The organism is Streptomyces sp. 147326 (assembly GCF_045000215.1).
Classification (GTDB): Bacteria; Actinomycetota; Actinomycetes; order Streptomycetales; family Streptomycetaceae; genus Streptomyces.
In genome coordinates this window covers 211,724-229,228 of sequence record NZ_CP134201.1, presented here as the reverse complement: position 1 = coordinate 229,228, position 17,505 = coordinate 211,724, and the positions used below count along the sequence as shown (strand labels likewise).

The following is a 17,505-nucleotide window of genomic DNA, read 5'->3' as shown; positions in this document are numbered from 1 at the left end:
GGCAGGTACGGCAAGGGGGGCTGGGATACTTCGTCGGCCTGCCCGCGATGGGCGGCGAACCCACGGCCTTCGGACACCACGGCAGCGGCGGCAGCATCGCCTTCGCCGACCGCGCGCGAGGCCTCGCCTTCCGCCTCACCCGAACCCGCCTGGTGGCCGGCGCGGCGGACACCGCGGCCCGGCTGCTGGCCGACCAGATCAGATCCGCCGTCACCCCGCCGAGCCCGCCCTGACGCGTCGGCCAAGGTGCACTGGTCACGGCTCGCGGCTCGCGGCTCACGGCTCGCGGCTCACGGCTCGCGGCTCACACGAGCCGGGACGCCGCCCGGCGACTGGTCCATGCCCGCATCACGGCCGCGACGAGGGCCAGTACGACGGTCGCGATTCCCGATGCCGCCAGCACCCCCCGCGGCCCCATGAGGGCGATGAGGGGCCCGCCGAGCGCGGTGCCCACCGGCCCGGCGGTGAGGAGTGCGGCGCTGCGGGCCGCGAGGACCGTGGTCAGCCAGGCGGCCGGCGTCCGGTCCTGGAACAGGGTGTAGGACAGCGCCGTGAACGGTCCGTAGATCAACCCGCCGAGCGTGAAGCAGGCGAGCGTGACGGCCGCGGGCGCGCCGAGGCCGAAGGGCACCAGAGCCAGCCCCCAGCCGGCGACGATGGTCAGGGTGACCGGCCAGAGCGGGAACCTGCGCAGGGCGCCCGCCGCCAGGCCGCCCAGCACGGCGCCCGCTCCGAACAGCGCCCAGTACAGGCCGAGAAGGCCCGCCCCCGCGTGCAGGTCATCGGTGACGTGCAGGGGCAGCGCGACCTCCGCCGGTCCGTACAGGAAGTTGAAGAACCAGGTCAGGGCGAGGACACCGAGGAGTTCGGGCTGCTTGCGCAGCAAGTGCAGGCCTGCGGCCGGCCGGTCGGCGTCGACGGGCGTCGTGCCCGCAGCGCCGTCCGGCCCCGCCTCGCCGAAAGCGCCCCGCACCCGGCCCACCTGGGCGGCGAGCACGGCGAACGACAACGCGTCCAGACCGATCAGCCAGGCAGGGCTGATCGCCGCCGCCAGGAATCCGGCGAGCCCGGGGCCGATGACGATCGAGGCCGAGGTACTGGAACTCACCAGTGCGTTGGCGGCCAGCCGCTGCTCCGGCGGCAGCAGCCCCGCGAGCAGCGAGTACTTCCCCGCGTTGCCCCAGGCGTGCAGGACCGACGAGCCCGCGAGCAGGGATACGTACAGCACGGGGTGCAGCACGTCCAAGACCCAGGCCAGCGGCACGCAGCCCAGGAGCACCGCGCGGATCCTGCTGTCGGCCGCCAGCAGCCGTGCGGCGGGAAGGCGGCGCAGCCACCGTCCGAAGAGCAGCGCACCGGCCGCCCCGGGCAGGGCGTACGCGGCGAGCGCGGCTCCCAGCAGCATCCCGGACCGGCCGGGAGGCGCGATCTCGATGGCCAGCCATGCCACCGCGACCACGCTCATCCCGTCACCGAGATCGGAGGCCGCCAGAGCGGGCAGGAGCCGCCGGAACGGGGGATGGGCGAACAGCGGCCGGTAGGCCTGCGGCAGCAGGCGAGTTGTCTGTGCGGAAGTCACCAGGTCAGACTCCTGGTTCAAGCGCGCTTGAAGTCAAGGGGGAATGACAGGTGCGAAAGCTCGGAATAGGGGAGCTCGCACGGCAGGTCGGGATGCGGCCGTCGGCCCTGCGCTACTACGAGAGCGTCGGTCTGCTGCCGTACGCCGAGCGGGCCGGGGGCCGGCGCGTCTATCCGGCCGGCACCGTGCGGCGGATCGCGCTGATCAAGATGGCCCAGCGGGCCGGGTTCACCCTGGCCGAGATCCGCGCCCTGCTGGATACCGACACCGACCGCGGAGCGACCCGTCAGTGGCGCGCGCTCGCGGAGCGCAAGCTCCCCGAACTGGACCTGTTCATCCGGCAGACGCAGCGCCTGCGCGACGCGGTCGCCGACTGCCTCGCCTGCGGATGCATGAACTTCGACAAGTGCCGCCTGCTCTCCGACGCCGCGCCCGGCTCCTGAGCCGTGACCCGTGAGCCCCGCCGGTGTGGACGTCCTGACGCCATGGCAGGCTCGTCACCATGGACGACTCGTTTGTGCAGCACGGCAGCGGGGCGCGCTTCGACTGGGTCCCGTCGGCGCGCAGCGGCTCGCGGCGGACGTCGCGTGTCTCGTGGTGGTCGACGTGCTGTCGTTCACGACCTCGGTGACGGTGGCGGTGGAACGCGGGACGCGCGTCTTCCCCTACGCCTGGCATGACGAGTCCGCGGCGGTGTTCGCGGAGGCGAGGGGCGCGCGGCTGGCCGTCGGACGGCGCGCGGCCACGCCGGAATCCCCGTGGTCCCTCTCACCGGCGGCGCTGAAGAGCGCCCCCGTCGCCCCGCGGCTGGTCCTGCCCTCGCCCAACGGCTCCTCGATCGCGGCCGCCGCCGGCGGGTCGACGGTGGTCGCGGGGTGCCTGCGCAACGCAACCGCGGTGGGCCACTGGCTCGCCCGGCACGGCTACGGAACCCCCGACCGCCCGGTCGCCGTCATCGCCTCGGGCGAACGCTGGCCCGACGGCAGCCTGCGCCCCGCGCTGGAGGACCTCCTCGGTGCCGGGGCGGCCCTCGCGGCACTGCGGAAGCTGGGCTGCGGCCCGCTCTCGCCCGAGGCGGCGGCCGCAGCAGACTGCTTCGAAGCGACGCCCGATGCCGTCGCCGCGGTCACCGACAGCGCTTCCGGCCAGGAACTCGCGGACGGCGGCTTCGCCTGCGACGTGGCCGTCGCGACCGAACTGGACGCCTGCGACCGCGTCCCGGTCCTCGTCGACGGCGCCTTCACGGCAGCGGAACCACACGCCGGGGCCTAACCGCCGGGCCTGTCGGCCAGGCCCGCCTCGTGGGCGGCGATCGCCGCCTCCACCCGGTTCCGTACGCCTAGTTTCCCGAGGATCGCGCTGACGTGGGCCTTCACCGTGCCCTCGACCAGGCACAGGCGAGAGGCGATCTCGGCGTTGGACAGCCCGACGCCGAGCAGCGCCAGGACCTCGTTCTCCCGCTCCGTCAGCCGCTCCACGGCGGCCCGCGGCGGCGCTCCGCCCGCCATCCGCCCGGTGCGCAGCCCCGCGACGACGCGGGCGGCGACCTTCGGCGAGAGGTACGCGCCGCCCGCGGCCACCGCGTGCACGCCCGTCAGCAGCTCCCTCGGGTCGTCCGCCTTGAGCAGGAAGCCGCTCGCCCCCTCGCGCAGGGCCCGCCCGATGAACTCGTCCTCGCCGAAGGTGGTCAGCATGATCACCGCCGTGCCGGGCAGCTCGCGGTGGATCCGGGCGGCCGCCGCGATCCCGTCGAGCCGGGGCATCTGGATGTCGAGCAGGGCCACCGCCGGCCGGAGCCTGCGCACGGCGTCGACGGCCTCGTGCCCGTCGGCCGCCTCGGCGACGACCTCGATCCCCGGATCCCTCGCCAGGATCGCGCGTACGCCCGCCCGGACCATCGCCTCGTCGTCTGCCACCAGCACCTGAACCACCGGCGCAGTCTAACGGGGGGCAGCGGCCCGGCCGTTCGGCGGGGACACCCGACGAAAGTAGGGGGGCGGATCGCCGACCTGCGGCCGATGCGCGGCGCACCTGGCGATTCCTACGGTCGTGGCAGTACCGCGAACACCGAAGGGACACCCTGTGATCACCCTGCGAGGCCTGACCAAACGCTACGGCGACACCGTCGCCGTGGACGGACTGACCCTGGACATCGAGGAGGGACGCGTCACCGGCTTCCTCGGCCCCAACGGCTCGGGAAAGTCCACCACGATGCGCATGATCCTCGGCCTGGACCATCCCACCGCCGGCCGGGCGCTCATCGACGGCAGGCCGTACGCCTCGATGCGCCACCCGGTCCGCGAGGTCGGGGCGCTCCTCGACGCGAAGGCCCTGCACCCGGCCCGCTCCGCGCGCAGCCACCTGATCGCGCAGGCCCGCAGCAACGGCATCCCCGTCCGCCGCGTCGACGAGGTCCTGGAGACGGTGGGCCTGGCCAAGGTGGCGCGCCGGCGCGCCGGGGCCTTCTCGCTCGGCATGTACCAGCGGCTCGGCATCGCGGGCGCCCTGCTCGGCGATCCGAAGGTGCTCGTCCTCGACGAGCCGGTCAACGGCCTCGATCCCGACGGGGTGCGCTGGGTGCGCGAACTCGTCCGCGCCCAGGCCGCCCAGGGCCGTACGGTCTTCCTCTCCAGCCACCTGATGAGCGAGATGCAGCTGACGGCCGACCGGCTCGTCGTCATCGGCAGGGGCCGGCTGCTGGCCGACACCCCCATGGCGGACTTCCTCGCGGCCAGCGCCTCGGCCTCGGTACGCGTGCGCACCGCCGACCCCGGCGATCTCGAGAGCCTGGCCGGCCACCTGCGCACGTACGACGGGGTGTCCGTCGAGTCCCCGGGCTCCCCGGGCTCCCCGGGCTCCCCGGGCTCCCCGGGCTCCCCGGGCGGTGAGCGGAACGAGATCGTCGTCCGGGGCCGGACCGCGGCGGAGATCGGCGACCTCGCCCACCGCCTGGGCGTCCGGCTGCACCAACTGCACAGTGTCTCGGCCTCATTGGAACAGGCCTACATGGAACTGACCGAGCACAGCGTCGAGTACGGGACGGCGGCGCGACCGCGGCCGCCCGTGTCCGCCGACTCCGTCCCGACCGCGACGACCGAGGTGTGAAACCCATGTCAGCCACGTCAGCCAAGTCACCCACGTCGGCCACATCCCCCACCACCCGTACCGGGACGTCCGGCGGCGGATTCGCCGGCGCGGTCGGCGCCGAGTGGACCAAGCTGTGGTCCGTCCGCGCGCCGTACGCCTGCCTGCTCGCCGGCGTCCTGCTGACGGGGGTCTTCACCTTCTACTACGGTTCGATCGCCCGGCTCAACGACAGACCGGTCCAGCCGCTCGGCAACGCCCCGGTCTCCTCCGTGGCCCTCGGACAGTTCGTCATCGTCGTCCTGGCGATGAGCACGGTCACCGCCGAGTACGCCACGGGCAGCGTCCGCACCTCGCTCCAGTGGGTGCCGGTCCGCCACCGCATGCAGCTGGCCAAGGCGGTCGTGGCGGCCGCGGTGGCCTTCACCGCCGGAGTCCTGTTCGCCGTCCTCGGCATGGCCGTGGCCTGGGCGCCCTTCCGCGGCCACGCCGTCTTCGAGCCGGCCGAGGCGCTCTCCCAGGTCCTGGCGATGGGCCTGTACTGCGCCCTGACCGCCGTACTCACGGTGGGGCTGTCCTTCACCCTGCGGACCGCGGCCGGCACGCTGTCGGCCGCCTTCGTCCTGATCTCCGTCCTCCCGAGCATGTGCACCGCACTCGGCGGCCCCTTCCTCCTGACGGTGTACGACTACCTTCCGCAGAGCGCCGGCGGCCACTTCATGCGGGCCGGCGACGACGCCCCCTACCCGACCGCGGCCGGGTTCCTGATCGTGCTGGCCTGGACGGCCGCCGCCCACCTGGCCGGCCGGGCCGTCCTGCGGCGCCGCGACGGATGACGTGAACTAGCCTCGGCCGGTGAGGTGGGGGAACACGAGAGGAAGGCTGGGGCACGCGTGAGGACGCCGAGGGCTCTGGTGGCCCGGGGGACCGGGCCGGCCGTGCGCGACGCCGCGCTGTGGGCGGCTCTCGCGGGCGCCGGCGTCTTCGCCTACCGGGAGCGCGTCGCCGAAGCCTCCCCGGTACTCGGCCTGGTCCTGCCCCTGTCGATCCTGGCGGTGGCGGTTCCCGGCAGCCGGAAACGGCCCGGCGCGGCCGTGTTCCTCGCCAACGCGGTGTGCGCGCTGGGTCTGGCCGAGCCGGCCGAGACGGCGAGCCCGTACCTGGCGGCCCTGGCCGTGCTGACGTACCTCCTCGGCGTCCGGTCGGCCCGTACGGGGGCGGCGCTCCTGCTGTTCGGGGCCTGCACGGCCGTCGACCTCGCGCTGTGCGCCCTCCTGGGCGTCGGCCCCGTGTACTGGTTCTACACGGTGTCGATGATCCCCTCGGCCCTCCTCCTGCCCTGGCTGGCGGGCCGCTACCGGCAGGCCAGGCTGGCCCTGGTGCGCGGGGGCTGGGAGCGGGCGCGCGGCCTCGAACAGCGGCAGCGGTTCGTCGCCGAGCAGGCCCGGCTGCGGGAACGGACCCGGATCGCCGCCGACATGCACGACTCGCTCGGCCACGAACTGAGCCTCATCGCCCTGCGCGCCGGGGCCCTGGAACTCTCACCCACCCTGTCCGGCCAGGACCGGGCGGACCTGGCCGTGCTGCGCGCGGCCGTCTCGGACGCCGTCGGCCACCTGCGGGACACCATCGGCGTCGTACGCGACGGTTCGGACGGCCCTGGCGGCTCCGGCGGCTACGGACCGCACGGGGATCCGACGGCCTCCTCCGTGGAGCCGGTGGAGGAACTCGTGGCCCGCGCAAGGGAGTCCGGCGTCACCGTGGACCTGCGGCGGGAGGGGCAGGCCGGGGCCCTCTCGCCCCTGGTGGACCGCACGGCGTACCGCGTGGTGCAGGAGTCGCTGACCAACGCCATCAAGCACGCCCCCGGCGCCGCGGTCCGGGTCCGCATCGTCCACCAGGGCGCCCGGACCGAGGTACGGGTGGCCAACTCCGCCCCGTCGGCGGGCCCGTCGCCCGTCCCCGTACCCGCCCCCGCCGGCGCGCCGGCCTCCGGCCACCGCGGGCTCACCGGCCTGCGCGAACGGGTCCGGCTGATCGGCGGAACCCTGCACGCCGCGCCCCGCCGGGGCGGCTTCGAGGTGCTCGCCACCCTGCCGGACCAGGTGGCCCCCCGGCGGCCGGGAACCGCCGAAGAGCTCTTGGAGGAGACCGGTACCGGTTCGGAATCGGGGCGCCGCCTCGCCGCCGCCCGGCGCAGCACCCGGCGCCGGTTCGCCGTCGCCGTCGCGGCTCCGGCCGGACTCGGTCTGCTCCTCCTCGGCTCCGCCGCCTACCTGGCCCACCAGCTGACCGCCTGCGTGCTGCGCCCCGCGGACTTCGCGGCCCTCCGTACCGGCCAGGAGCGGACCGAGCTCGCGCCCCTCCTCCCGGACCGCGATTTCCGGTACGTACCGGACGCCGTGAAGGCGCTGCCCGCACCCCCCGGCACGGTGTGCGCGTACTACCGCTCGAGCGGCAGCCTCCTGGACCAGGCCGACGTCTACCGGCTCTGCTACTCGGGTTCCCGCCTGACGGCCAAGGACGTGCTCCCGAGCCGACCGCTCACCACCTCGGGCGATGAGGCATGATCGGGGGATGTCTGATCGCATCATTGCCGCCTGTGACGGAGCGGCGAAAGGTAATCCCGGGCCGGCCGGCTGGGGCTGGGTCATCGCCGACTCCCAGGGACGCCCCGAGCGTTGGGAGGCCGGGCCGCTGGGCCGGGCCACCAACAACATCGGCGAGCTGACCGCCCTCCAGCGGCTGCTCGAGGCGCTCGCCCCCGGGACGTCCGTCGAGGTGCGGATGGACTCCCAGTACGCGATGAAGGCCGTGACGCAGTGGCTGCCGGGCTGGAAGCGCAACGGCTGGAAGACCGCCTCGGGCCAGCCGGTCGCCAACCGCGGACTCGTCGAGCAGATCGACCTGCTGCTCGCCGATCGTGACGTGACGTTCGTCTACGTTCCGGCGCACCGCGAGGACGGCGACCTCCTGAACGCGATCGCCGACCAGGCCGCCAGCGACGCGGCCCGCACGCAGGAAGCCGCCGGCACCGCCCTCGGACACCCGGACCTGCCGGTACCGGCCCCGGCCGCGCCCGCGCGCCAGAAGGCGGGCACGGCGAGGAAGCGGACGGCCGAAGGAGCCGCGCCGGGCCGCACGCCCCGGGCCATCAAGGCGAAGTTCCCGGGCAGCTGCCCCTGCGGGAAGCCCTACGCCGTCGGCGACATGATCGCCAAGAACGGGAGCCGCTGGGGCCACGAGAGCTGCGCAGCCCCCGCCCCGGCCTCCGCCTCCTAGGGGCGGTGGACGCGCAGGTAGGCGACCTCGTACGACATCTCGGACACGTCCGCGTCGGGCGCCGGGTGGTAGCGCCCGGCGCAGACGGAGAGGTTGACGATGAGGTACGCCCTCCAGTTGCGCCCCACCCCCCGCCGGTCGGCGTACACCCGCGTGCCGTTGACCCACCACACGACCGAGCGCGCCCCGAACTCGACCTTCAGGTCCACCCAGCCGCCGGGGGCGACCGCGGCGTCCCGGTGGTAGCGCGATCCGCCCTTGACGTGGTTGGAGAGCTCCAGCAGGTCGGGGTTGTCCGGGTGGTACTCGAAGACGTCGACCTCGTTGCCGCCGTCCCGCCAGGTCCAGATCGCCGGCCAGGCGCCGGCCTCGACGGGCAGCCGGACCCGGGACTCCAGCACGTCCCCGGCCCGCACCATGAACCCCTCGTCACTGCCCTCGGTGGTCAGCAGGCCCGCGTTCCAGTCGCCGTCCGGGCGGCGGACGGCCCGGAAGGTACCGGTGCGGCTGTAGGACGGGTCCTCCACCAGGTGGTCGAGCTTGTTGTCCCCGGGATTGGTGGGTCCGCCGTCCGGATAGGCCCAGGAGCGGCCGGCGACCCACTGGGCGGCGGACCCGAAATCGGCGGTGAAGAGCGGGGCCGCGCCTCTCGCCGGGCCGGTGCCACGGGCCGTGGTGCCGGTGAAACGTTCCAGGAGCCGTCGGAGCCAAGCGAGGACGTGAGTGAGCACAGCGCTCCTTCCGTGGACGGACGCTCCGGGATCCTGCCCAGCTCGAGCCTCACCCATACCGGTCCACCGGTTTGTGTTCCACTCGCCCCCTGCATGTAATAATCACTATGGAATAGTGCCTATTACGAGCGGGAGTTGCAGCGGTATGTGGAGCTGTGAGCGAGTCGTCGGCGCGGACCTGGACGTCGAGGAGGTCATCGGCCTCTACCGGGCCTCCACCCTCGCCGAGCGCCGTCCCGTCGCCGATGTGGAGCGGTTCGCCCGGATGCTGGCCGGCGCCAACCTCGTCGTCGTCGCCCGCGCCGACGGCGGCGGCCTCATCGGCATCGCCCGCTCGATCACCGACGGCGCGTACGCGACCTACCTCAGCGACCTGGCCGTCGACGTCGCCTACCAGGGCAAGGGCGTCGGCCGCGACCTCATCCGCGTCACCCAGGAGGCGGCGCCCGAGGCGGAGGTTATCCTGCTCTCCGCCCCGGACGCGGTCGGCTACTACCCGCACATCGGTTTCACCCGCCACGAGTCCGCCTGGACCCTCGGCACCCGGCGCTGAGCCGGTCAGCAGAAGCACCCCCCAACACCGCTTTTCCATAGGCCAGTCGCGCGCGGCCACGGCGGGGTACGATCCGTGCCGTGGGGGGACCGGAGACACGCAGAAGGCGCTCCGCGCTGCACGCCTACGGGTGTGCGGCAGCGGGCTTGTTCCTGCTCGTCGGTTGTACGGCCGACGGCACGGCGAAGGACGGTGCGGCGACGAGTGACGCGGCGGGCCGCACCCCGGCCGCGTCGTCGCCCGCCACGGGCGGCCCGGCCCCGGGCGGCTCCGGCGCGAGCACGCCGGCCGCCTCGCCCAGCAGTTCCGGGTTCCCCCTCGTGCCTCCGCTGGACGAGTCGAAACAGCCGAGGACGGTCGCCGAGGCCCGCGACCTGCTCGGCCGGATCGTCATCACCGAGGCGGCCTTCGGCCCCGAAGTCGTGCGCAGCGCCCCGTTCGAGAGCCCTCCGGGCCGCTGGCCCGTCCTCGACCAGGACTGCGTCTGGCAGACCGCGGGCCTGCCGGACGACGTACTCGCCACGAGCACCCGCTACTTCCACATTCCGGCCAAGGACGGCCGCGGCCGCCTGCAGCTCAACGCCACGGTCACCATCCACCACAACCGCCAGGAATCCGGCTGGGAGACCGCCCGCGCCATGGAAGAGGTCCTGCGCTGCCCGGCCCAGAAGCTGCGGGAGGGCGAGGAGCTCAAGAACCTGTGGGGCGGCTCCCTCTACCTCGGTGAACAAATGAACGGCTGGACCGAGGACGCATTCAGCGAGGACGGCAAGTACGTCAGCACGGAGCACGGCGGGCCCCATCCGTACCGATGGCACCAGGCCCAGTTCGGACCGGTCACCGTGGCCGTTTCGGGCAAGGCCGCGGCGGGCTACACCGACGAGGACATGATCGCGCTCGTCGTCCAGGGCACCAGCCGGCTGATGATTCAGGCCAAGCAGGAGCTCGGAAAGGCGGAGGGCTGATGGAGCGGCTCCATCCCTCGGACCCCTCCCGGATCGCCGGGTACCGCCTCCTCGGCCGGCTCGGCGCCGGCGGCATGGGCGTGGTCTACCTCGGCCGCACCGACGACGGGGCGCTCGCCGCGGTCAAGGTGATCCGCGCGGAGTACGCCGACGAGGCGGACTTCCGGGCCCGCTTCCGCCGCGAAGCCGAGATCGCCGCGGAGGTCGACAGCCCGTGGGCCGTACGGATCACCGGCGCCGACCCGGACGCGCCCGAACCGTGGCTGGCCACCGCCTTCGTCGCCGGCCCCTCCCTGGCCGAGGCCGTCACGGCCCACGGCCCGCTCCCGCTCCGCGCCGTACGGATCCTCGGCAAGGCCTTGGCCAAGGCCCTCGGGGGGATGCACGCCCAGGGCCTCGTGCACCGGGACGTCAAGCCCGGCAACGTGCTGCTCGGCATGGACCGGCCCCGGCTCATCGACTTCGGGATCGCGCGCGGCGGCGAGCACACCGCCCTGACCTCCGCCGACGCGGTCCTCGGCACTCCCGGCTTCCTCCCGCCCGAGCAGGCCGAGGGCCGCCCCGCCGAACCGGCCGGCGACGTGTTCTCGCTCGGCTGCCTCCTCGCGTACGCCGCCACCGGCCGCCTGCCCTTCGGCACCGGATCCGCTGACGCGGTGCTCTACCGGACCGTCCACGACGAGCCCGAGTTCGGTCCGGAGGTCCTCGCCGACCCCGAACTCGCCGCGCTCCTGCGGACCTGCGTCGCCAAGCACCCCGACATCCGCCCCACCGCGGACGAGGTGGACGCTGCGCTGACCGAGGACACCCCGGGGGAGGGCACCGACTGGCTGCCCGACCCGGTCGTCGCCACCATCGCCGAGCGCGCCGCCGCGCTGCTCGCCCTGCCCGGCATCGACGAGACCGTCGCCGACCCGGACGCCGCCCCCGCGCCCGGCACGGCCGCCCCCTCCCGCAGGCGTTTCCTCGCCCTCGCCTCCGGTGGCGCCGTGCTCGCGGCCGGCGGCGGCCTGGCCGCCTGGCTGGCGCTGCGCGAGCGGGACAAGCCCGAGCCACCGGCCGCGGACGCTCCGCGGCCTTGGGTGATCGGTCTGCACGCCGACCTCTCCGGGCCGCAGAAGGCCGCCGGACAGGCCCAGGAACGCGGGGTGCGGCTGGCCGTCGACGCGTTCAACTCCCGCAAGGACAAGCCGTTCACGCTCGCCGTCGCCACCGCCGACGACGCCGGAAGGGCCGACCGCTCGGCGGCCGCCGCCAGCGGACTCATCGCCAACCGCGACCTGTTCGCGGTGATCGGCCCCACCGGCAACGACTCCGTGATCCCCTGTCTCGAACTCTACGGAGAGAGCTCCGTACCCCTGGTGACCGTGTCCGCCCTGGCGACCACCTTCAGCGTCACCGACCGGCGCAGCTTCTTCCAGAGCTGCCCGATCTCCTCGGGCCAAGCCGCAGCGGTCAACCTTCAACTGGCGGGAAAGCAGGGCGTCCGGAAGATGGGCATCCTCAGCGACCGCGACGGCGACATGGACACCTGGCAGGCGGCCCTGCTGGTGGGCCGCACCATCGCCTACCGCGCGCCCGAGGCCACCTTCTACGTACGCGTCGTCCCGCGCGGCACCCCGGACCTGGCCCCCGTGGTCACCGACATGCTCGCCCACGGCGTCGACGGCTTCTTCTACACGGGCACCCCGGCCGGTGGGGCCAAGGCGGCCGCACTGCTGGCGGCCGCCGGCTTCAAGGGGCCCCGCGCCGCCGACTACACCATCGCCGGCCCGGAGTTCCTCGCGGCCGCAGGGCAGGCGGCCGAGGGCTGGCAGTTCTGCACGCCGTACACCGGTCCCGAAGCCCCCGAGGTCGCGGAGGTGGCCCGCGCGCACCAGGCGGCGTACCGGTCGGCCCCCGCGATCTGGACCGCGGAGGCCTTCGACGCGACCCGCCTGGTCATCGAACGGCTCGTCACCGCCGCGGCGGGCGGCAGCCGTCCGAACCGCGCCGACCTGCTGACCGCGCTCGCCCAGGGCACCTTCCGCGGTCTGACCAAGGAGTTCACCTTCGACGATCGCCGGCAGGTCAAGGGCAACGTCTACTTCCTGCACAAGGTGGAGGGCGGCCGCATCCGCTACGTGGGCCCGGCCGTGGAGCCCGCGCCCACCGCGTCCCCGGCGGGATAGCGGCGGATGCGCCCCCTCATCCCGGCCGATCCGGCCGTGATCGGCGGCAACCGGCTGCTGGGACGCCTCGGGTCGGGCGGCATGGGCACGGTGTACCTCGCCCGCTCCGCCACGGGCACCCTGGTGGCGGTCAAGGTCATCCGCGCCGACCACACCTCCAACCCGGACTTCCGCCTCCGCTTCCGTCGCGAGGTGGAGGCCGCCGGACAGCTGACCGGGCGCTGGGTGGTCCCGGTGGTCGCCGCCGACGCGGAGGCGCGCGAGCCGTGGCTCGCCACCCCGTTCGTCCCCGGGCCCGCCCTGTCCGAGGCGGTGGGAGGGTACGGTCCGCTGCCCGTCCGGGCCGTACGGACCCTGGGCGCGCGGCTCGCCGAGGCGCTCGCCCAGGTGCACGCCGCCGGGCTGGTCCACCGCGACGTCAAACCGGGCAACATCCTCCTCGCCCCGGACGGGCCCCGCCTGATCGACTTCGGGATCGCGCGCGCCGAGGGGGCCGCCACGCTGACGGCCGTGGACGCCGTCATCGGCACGCCCGGGTACCTGGCCCCGGAACAGGCCCGCGCGGGCGGACCCACGGCGGGTGCCCCGAGCGACGTGTTCTCCCTCGGCTGCGTCCTGGCGTACGCCGCGACCGGACACGGCCCGTTCGGCGGCGGGCACGCGGCAGCCGTGGTCTACCGTACGGTCCACGACGAGCCCGAACTCACTGGTCTCCCACCGGAGTTGCTCGAACCAGTGCTGGCTTGCCTGGCGAAGGACCCGGCCGCCCGGCCGACCCCGGCCGAGCTCAGCGCCGTACTCGGCGACGACCCCTCCGGCGCGGACGCCGAGGAGTGGCTGCCGCCCCCGCTGTCCCGCCTCATAGCCGAACGCTCCACCAGGGCCCTGGACCTGCCCGCCCCGGAGCCCACCCGCATCGACGCGCCGCGTGCCTCCGGGGGCCTCACGCGCAGGCGGCTGCTCGCGGCCGGCGCGGGCCTGGCCGCCGTCGGCGCACCCACCGCCTGGTTCACCACCCGCGGGCGGGGCCGCGGCACGACGACGACGCCCGCCCGCGAACTCGCCACCCTCACCCTCGCTCTTCAGGCCGACCTGACCGGGCCCGGGAAGGAGACCGGCCAGGCCCACGAGCGCGGCATGAAACTGGCCGTGGAGCGGCACAACAGCCGCAAGGACGCCGCGTTCCGGCTGGCCCTGCGCGTCGCCGACGACGGAGGGGACGCAACGCGCGCCGCGCAAGTGGTCAAGGAGCTGGCCGCCGACCCCGCGGTGGTCGCACTCACCGGCCCCACCTGGGACGCGGCCGTGCCCGAGATGGTCACCGCCTGCGGCACGGCCGATCTCGCCCTGCTGCTGGTGTCGGTGGACAGCCCCGAGGCCGCCCTGTCCCGGCTGGAGTGGCGCACGGTGTGCGCCACCCGCCCGGCCGGGGACCAGTTCGCCCTCCCGGTGATCGACTACCTCAGCCGCGTACGGCCCGTCCGCCGCACGGGCCTGGTGGAGGACGTCGAAGGCGGCGAACCCACGTGGCCGCTCGTGCGTACCCTGCAGCAGTCCCCGCCCTCGACGGGCACGGTCAGCGTCCACCGGATTCCGGTGGGCAGCTCCGACTTCGCGGGCGCCGCACGCGCGCTGACCGAGGCGGGGGCCGAGGCCGTCGTCTTCGCCGGTATCTCACCGCAGCGCGCCGCCGGGATGGCCCGCGCCTTGGCCGACGCCGGGTTCCAGGGCCCGCGGATGGGCATCCAGCACATCATGGAACCCGCCTTCCTCGCGGCCGCCGGTCCGGCGGCCGAGGGCTGGCTGTTCGGCACCTTCTTCACCGACCCCCAGGCCGTGCCCGCCGCCGCCGAGTTCGTCGCCGCCCACCGCGCCGCGTACGGGCAGCCGCCCGCCCGATGGGCCACCGAGGCGTACGACGCCGTGGGCCTGCTGGCCGCGGCCCTGACCGGCCTGGGCGAGGAGGGGCGGGACCGTGCGGGCGTGACCCGCCGGATCTTCCGGACGACCCACGAGGGCCTGGCCAAGCAGCTGGCCTTCGACTCCAACACACACGTGCTGAACCGGGGCCGCGCCGCCCACCTCTACCAGGTCGAATCCGGCGCGTACCGGTACCTGGGCCTCCACGCGGACGTGCGCCCCTCCTCGTGAGCGCCCGGCCCCGGCAGGGCTACTCGAACCGTGCCGTGTCGCCGGCGCCCCGCCGCACGATCTCGGCCTCGCCGCTGGAGAAGTCGATGACCGTGGTCGGCTCGGTGCCGCAGTCGCCCGAGTCGAGCACGGCGTCCACCTCGTGGTCGAGCCGCTCCTTGATCTCCCAGCCCTGCGTCATCGGCTCGTCCTCGTCGGGCAGCAGCAGGGTGCTGGAGAGCAGCGGCTCGCCGAGCTCGTCGAGCAGGGCCTGCGTGACGACGTGGTCGGGAATCCGGACTCCGACCGTCTTCTTCTTCGGGTGCAGCAGCTGGCGCGGCACCTCCGACGTCGCGGGGAGGATGAAGGTGTAACTGCCGGGTGTCGCCGCCTTGATCGCGCGGAACACGTCGTTGTCGATCTGGACGAACCGGCCCATCTGTGCGAAATTCTGGCACACCAGGGTGAAGTGGTGACGGTCGTCGAGGTTCCGGATCGACCGGATCCGGCTGATGCCGTCACGGTTGCCGAGCTGGCAGCCCAGCGCGAAGCAGGAGTCTGTCGGGTACGCGACGAGCGCGCCGGAGCGGATGATGTCGGCCACGTTGCCGATCGTGCGACGCTGAGGATTCTCGGGGTGCACGTCGAAGTATTTCGCCATCCGCCGAGCCTACGTGGTCCCGGCGCCGGCGCCCCGGCCGCGGTGAATCGCAGATGCGCGCGCTGAGTGAACCGGTCCGGGCCGATGACCACCACCCGGCCGGGAGGGCGCTCCGGACGCTGCCGGGAGGGTTCCGGGGCACGATGAGAGGTAGCCGTGCGCCCCGGGCCGCCGCTGGGCGGGTGGGCGCCGGGCCGAGGGTGCCGGAAGGGAGCGTCCCCGATGGGTTCGATCGACGGGTTGGGGGCCGGTGGGGCCGGGCGGGCCGAGGTCGGGCTCGCCCCGCCCAGCGGGCTGCTCGACGTCCTGAACGTGGCGGCGGTCGTCCTCGACGCCGAAGGACGGGTCGCCCTGTGGAGCCCCCAGGCCGAGCAGCTGTTCGGCTGGTCGGCCGAGGAGGCGCTCGGCCGCCCCGCCGCCCAGCTGCTGGCCTCCAAGGAGCACGTCGGGCTGGTCACCGAGCTCTTCGCCCGCGTCATGGGCGGTGCGGGGGACTGGGCGGGTGCCTTCCCGGTGCACCACAAGGACGGCAGGACGCGCCTGGTGGAATTCCGCAACATGCGGTTGCTCGACGAGCACGGCGAGCTGTACGCCCTCGGCATCGCCACGGACCGTACACGGCTGCGGCAGCTGGAGCGGGACCTCGCCCTCTCCGCACGCCTGGTGGCCCAGTCCCCGATCGGGCTCGCGGTCCTGGACACGGAGCTGCGCTACGTCCTGGTCAACCCGACCCTGGAGCGGATCAACGGGCTGCCCGCCGCCCAGCACATCGGCCGGGGCGTCCGCGAGGCCCTGTCCTTCCTCGACGACGCGGAGGCCGCGGAGTCGGCCATGCGCCAGGTCCTGGCCACCGGTACCCCGCTGCTCGAACAGTTCACGGCCGGCGGGACCCACGGCGGGGAGCGCACCGAACACGCCTGGTCGGTGTCCTACTACCGGCTGGAGGACGCCACCGGACGGGTCCTCGGCCTGGCCACCTCCGTGGTGGACGTCACGCAGAGTCACCAGGCGGCCCTGGAGATCGCCCGCAGCCGCCGCCGCCTCGCCCTGATCGCGGACGCCACCGTCCGCATCGGCACCACCCTCGACCTGGACCAGACCGCCCGCGAGCTCGCCGACGTCGTCGTACCGGAGCTCGCCGACATCGCCGCCGTCGACATCCTCGACTCCGTCCTCGAAGGCCGGCCGACCCTGCGGTCGTCCTCCCACGAGTCCGCCGTGTTCCGTGCCCTGGCCGTCGCGTCCGCCTTCCCCAGCGAGGCCGTCCGCGCCGCGGACCCGCCGGGCGACATCGCCGCGTACGCCGCGGACCGGCTGGTCACCCAGTCCGTGACGACCGGCCACCCGGTACTGGTGGCCCACGTGCACGCCCACGACATCTCGCGCATCGCCCGCGACAGCACCGCCGCCACCCTCCTGACCCGCGCCGGCCTGCGCTCGTACCTGGCCGTGCCGCTCATCGCCCGCGGCGAGGTCCTCGGCGCCCTCGACCTCAAGCGCACCCGCAACCCGCTGCCCTTCAACGACGACGACATCGTGCTGGCCGGCGAACTGGCGGCCCGCGCCGCCGTGTGCATCGACAACGCCCGCTGGTACCGCAACGCACACCACACCGCGCTCGCCCTCCAGCACCACCTCCTCCCGCACCACCCGCCGCCCACCCCCGGCCTGGAAGTCGCCTCCCGCTACCGGCCCGCCGCGGCCAGCAGCGAGATCGGCGGCGACTGGTTCGACGCCATCGCCGGCCCGGACGACACCACCGTCCTCGTGATCGGCGACGTCATGGGCAGCGGCATCAACGCCGCGGCCAGCATGGGACAACTGCGCACCGCGACCCGCACCCTCGCCGAACTCGCCCTCGACCCGCCCCAGGTGCTCCAACAGCTCGACCGCACCACCGCCGCCCTCGAAGAGACCATCGCCACCTGCGTCTACGTCGTCTACGACCCGCACCGCGCCCAGTGCCGGGTGGCCGTCGCCGGACACCTGCCGCCCGTCCTCATCCGCGCCGGCCGCACCCCGGAACTCCTCGACCTGCCCACCGGCGCACCGCTCGGCGTGGGCGGCATCCCCTTCGAGGCCACCACCGTGGCCATGGAGCCCGGCGACCAACTCGTCCTCTACACCGACGGCCTGGTCGAAACCCGCGACCAGCCCATCGACGAACGCCTCGACCTGCTCCTGTCCCTGCTCGCCGACACCGGCCGCCCGCTGGAGGAGACCTGCGACCGCCTCCTGGACTCCCTGCGCCGGCCGGACGACCACGACGACGTCGCCCTGGTCATCGCCCGCGCGCGGCCCCTGCCGTAGAGGTCCCCGCGGTAGCGGACCGCTCGCCTCGCGGGCCGG

Annotated in this window: 16 protein-coding genes; 12 read left to right on the top strand and 4 right to left on the bottom strand. The window is 74.2% G+C overall.

The window, feature by feature from the left end; genetic code table 11:
* Positions 1–47 precede the first annotated feature (47 nt).
* A complete protein-coding gene (locus tag RIU97_RS01155) occupies positions 48–233 on the top strand; it encodes a hypothetical protein (protein ID WP_404963115.1) in 186 nt (61 codons plus the stop codon).
* Between the two features lie 71 nt (positions 234–304).
* Here RIU97_RS01155 and RIU97_RS01150 read toward each other — a convergent pair whose 3' ends face one another.
* The gene (locus tag RIU97_RS01150) at positions 305–1,579 is read right to left on the bottom strand and encodes an MFS transporter (RefSeq protein WP_404952830.1); all 1,275 of its coding nucleotides are present in this window, start codon (positions 1,577–1,579) and stop codon (positions 305–307) included.
* 50 nt (positions 1,580–1,629) lie between these two features.
* On the opposite strand from RIU97_RS01150, the gene RIU97_RS01145 reads away from it, so the two are divergent.
* Positions 1,630–2,022 carry a MerR family transcriptional regulator gene (locus RIU97_RS01145; protein ID WP_404952829.1) on the top strand — a complete coding sequence of 131 codons (393 nt, stop codon included), beginning with the start codon at positions 1,630–1,632 and terminating at the stop codon, positions 2,020–2,022.
* A gap of 163 nt (positions 2,023–2,185) precedes the next feature.
* Positions 2,186–2,851: a 2-phosphosulfolactate phosphatase gene (locus tag RIU97_RS01140; protein WP_404952828.1), complete on the top strand. Its 666-nt coding sequence runs from the start codon at positions 2,186–2,188 to the stop codon at positions 2,849–2,851.
* Here RIU97_RS01140 and RIU97_RS01135 read toward each other — a convergent pair.
* On the bottom strand, positions 2,848–3,501 hold the full coding sequence (locus RIU97_RS01135; protein ID WP_404962720.1) for a response regulator: 654 nt from the start codon (positions 3,499–3,501) through the stop codon (positions 2,848–2,850). The genes RIU97_RS01140 and RIU97_RS01135 overlap by 4 nt on opposite strands.
* Before the next feature lie 160 nt (positions 3,502–3,661).
* On the opposite strand from RIU97_RS01135, the gene RIU97_RS01130 reads away from it, so the two are divergent.
* The 4 genes from RIU97_RS01130 to RIU97_RS01115 are packed head-to-tail and all read left to right on the top strand — an operon-like array spanning position 3,662 to position 7,945.
* Entirely contained in the window at positions 3,662–4,684 is a 1,023-nt protein-coding gene (locus tag RIU97_RS01130) for an ABC transporter ATP-binding protein (protein ID WP_404952827.1), read from the top strand.
* A gap of 5 nt (positions 4,685–4,689) precedes the next feature.
* Positions 4,690–5,499, top strand: coding sequence for an ABC transporter permease (locus RIU97_RS01125; protein WP_404952826.1), 810 nt, complete (start codon positions 4,690–4,692; stop codon positions 5,497–5,499).
* A 57-nt stretch (positions 5,500–5,556) separates the two neighbouring features.
* The gene (locus RIU97_RS01120; RefSeq protein WP_404952825.1) at positions 5,557–7,233 is read left to right on the top strand and encodes a sensor histidine kinase; all 1,677 of its coding nucleotides are present in this window, start codon (positions 5,557–5,559) and stop codon (positions 7,231–7,233) included.
* Positions 7,234–7,240: 7 nt separating this feature from the next.
* Positions 7,241–7,945, top strand: a complete 705-nt coding sequence (locus tag RIU97_RS01115; protein ID WP_404952824.1) for a ribonuclease H — start codon at positions 7,241–7,243, stop codon at positions 7,943–7,945.
* On the opposite strand, the gene RIU97_RS01110 is transcribed toward RIU97_RS01115, so the two are convergent.
* Positions 7,942–8,640 (bottom strand): beta-glucanase, encoded by a 699-nt coding sequence (locus tag RIU97_RS01110; protein WP_404962719.1) that lies wholly within the window; start codon positions 8,638–8,640, stop codon positions 7,942–7,944. The genes RIU97_RS01115 and RIU97_RS01110 overlap by 4 nt on opposite strands.
* A gap of 181 nt (positions 8,641–8,821) precedes the next feature.
* Here RIU97_RS01110 and RIU97_RS01105 point away from each other — a divergent pair, with 181 nt between their 5' ends.
* The 4 genes from RIU97_RS01105 (at position 8,822) to RIU97_RS01090 (ending at position 14,516) form a co-directional block, all read left to right on the top strand.
* Positions 8,822–9,229: a GNAT family N-acetyltransferase gene (locus RIU97_RS01105; protein WP_404952823.1), complete on the top strand. Its 408-nt coding sequence runs from the start codon at positions 8,822–8,824 to the stop codon at positions 9,227–9,229.
* 80 nt (positions 9,230–9,309) lie between these two features.
* Complete coding sequence (locus RIU97_RS01100; protein ID WP_404952822.1) at positions 9,310–10,194, top strand: hypothetical protein; 885 nt, start codon at positions 9,310–9,312, stop codon at positions 10,192–10,194.
* Positions 10,194–12,365, top strand: coding sequence for a bifunctional serine/threonine-protein kinase/ABC transporter substrate-binding protein (locus RIU97_RS01095; protein ID WP_404952821.1), 2,172 nt, complete (start codon positions 10,194–10,196; stop codon positions 12,363–12,365). The genes RIU97_RS01100 and RIU97_RS01095 overlap by 1 nt, the downstream gene beginning before the upstream one ends.
* A gap of 6 nt (positions 12,366–12,371) precedes the next feature.
* Positions 12,372–14,516 (top strand): bifunctional serine/threonine-protein kinase/ABC transporter substrate-binding protein, encoded by a 2,145-nt coding sequence (locus RIU97_RS01090; RefSeq protein ID WP_404952820.1) that lies wholly within the window; start codon positions 12,372–12,374, stop codon positions 14,514–14,516.
* 19 nt (positions 14,517–14,535) lie between these two features.
* Here the strand turns inward: RIU97_RS01090 and RIU97_RS01085 are convergent, their stop codons facing one another.
* A complete protein-coding gene (locus RIU97_RS01085; RefSeq protein ID WP_404952819.1) occupies positions 14,536–15,156 on the bottom strand; it encodes an L-threonylcarbamoyladenylate synthase in 621 nt (206 codons plus the stop codon).
* Between the two features lie 222 nt (positions 15,157–15,378).
* On the opposite strand from RIU97_RS01085, the gene RIU97_RS01080 reads away from it, so the two are divergent.
* The gene (locus RIU97_RS01080; protein ID WP_404952818.1) at positions 15,379–17,466 is read left to right on the top strand and encodes a SpoIIE family protein phosphatase; all 2,088 of its coding nucleotides are present in this window, start codon (positions 15,379–15,381) and stop codon (positions 17,464–17,466) included.
* Positions 17,467–17,505: the final 39 nt, after the last annotated feature.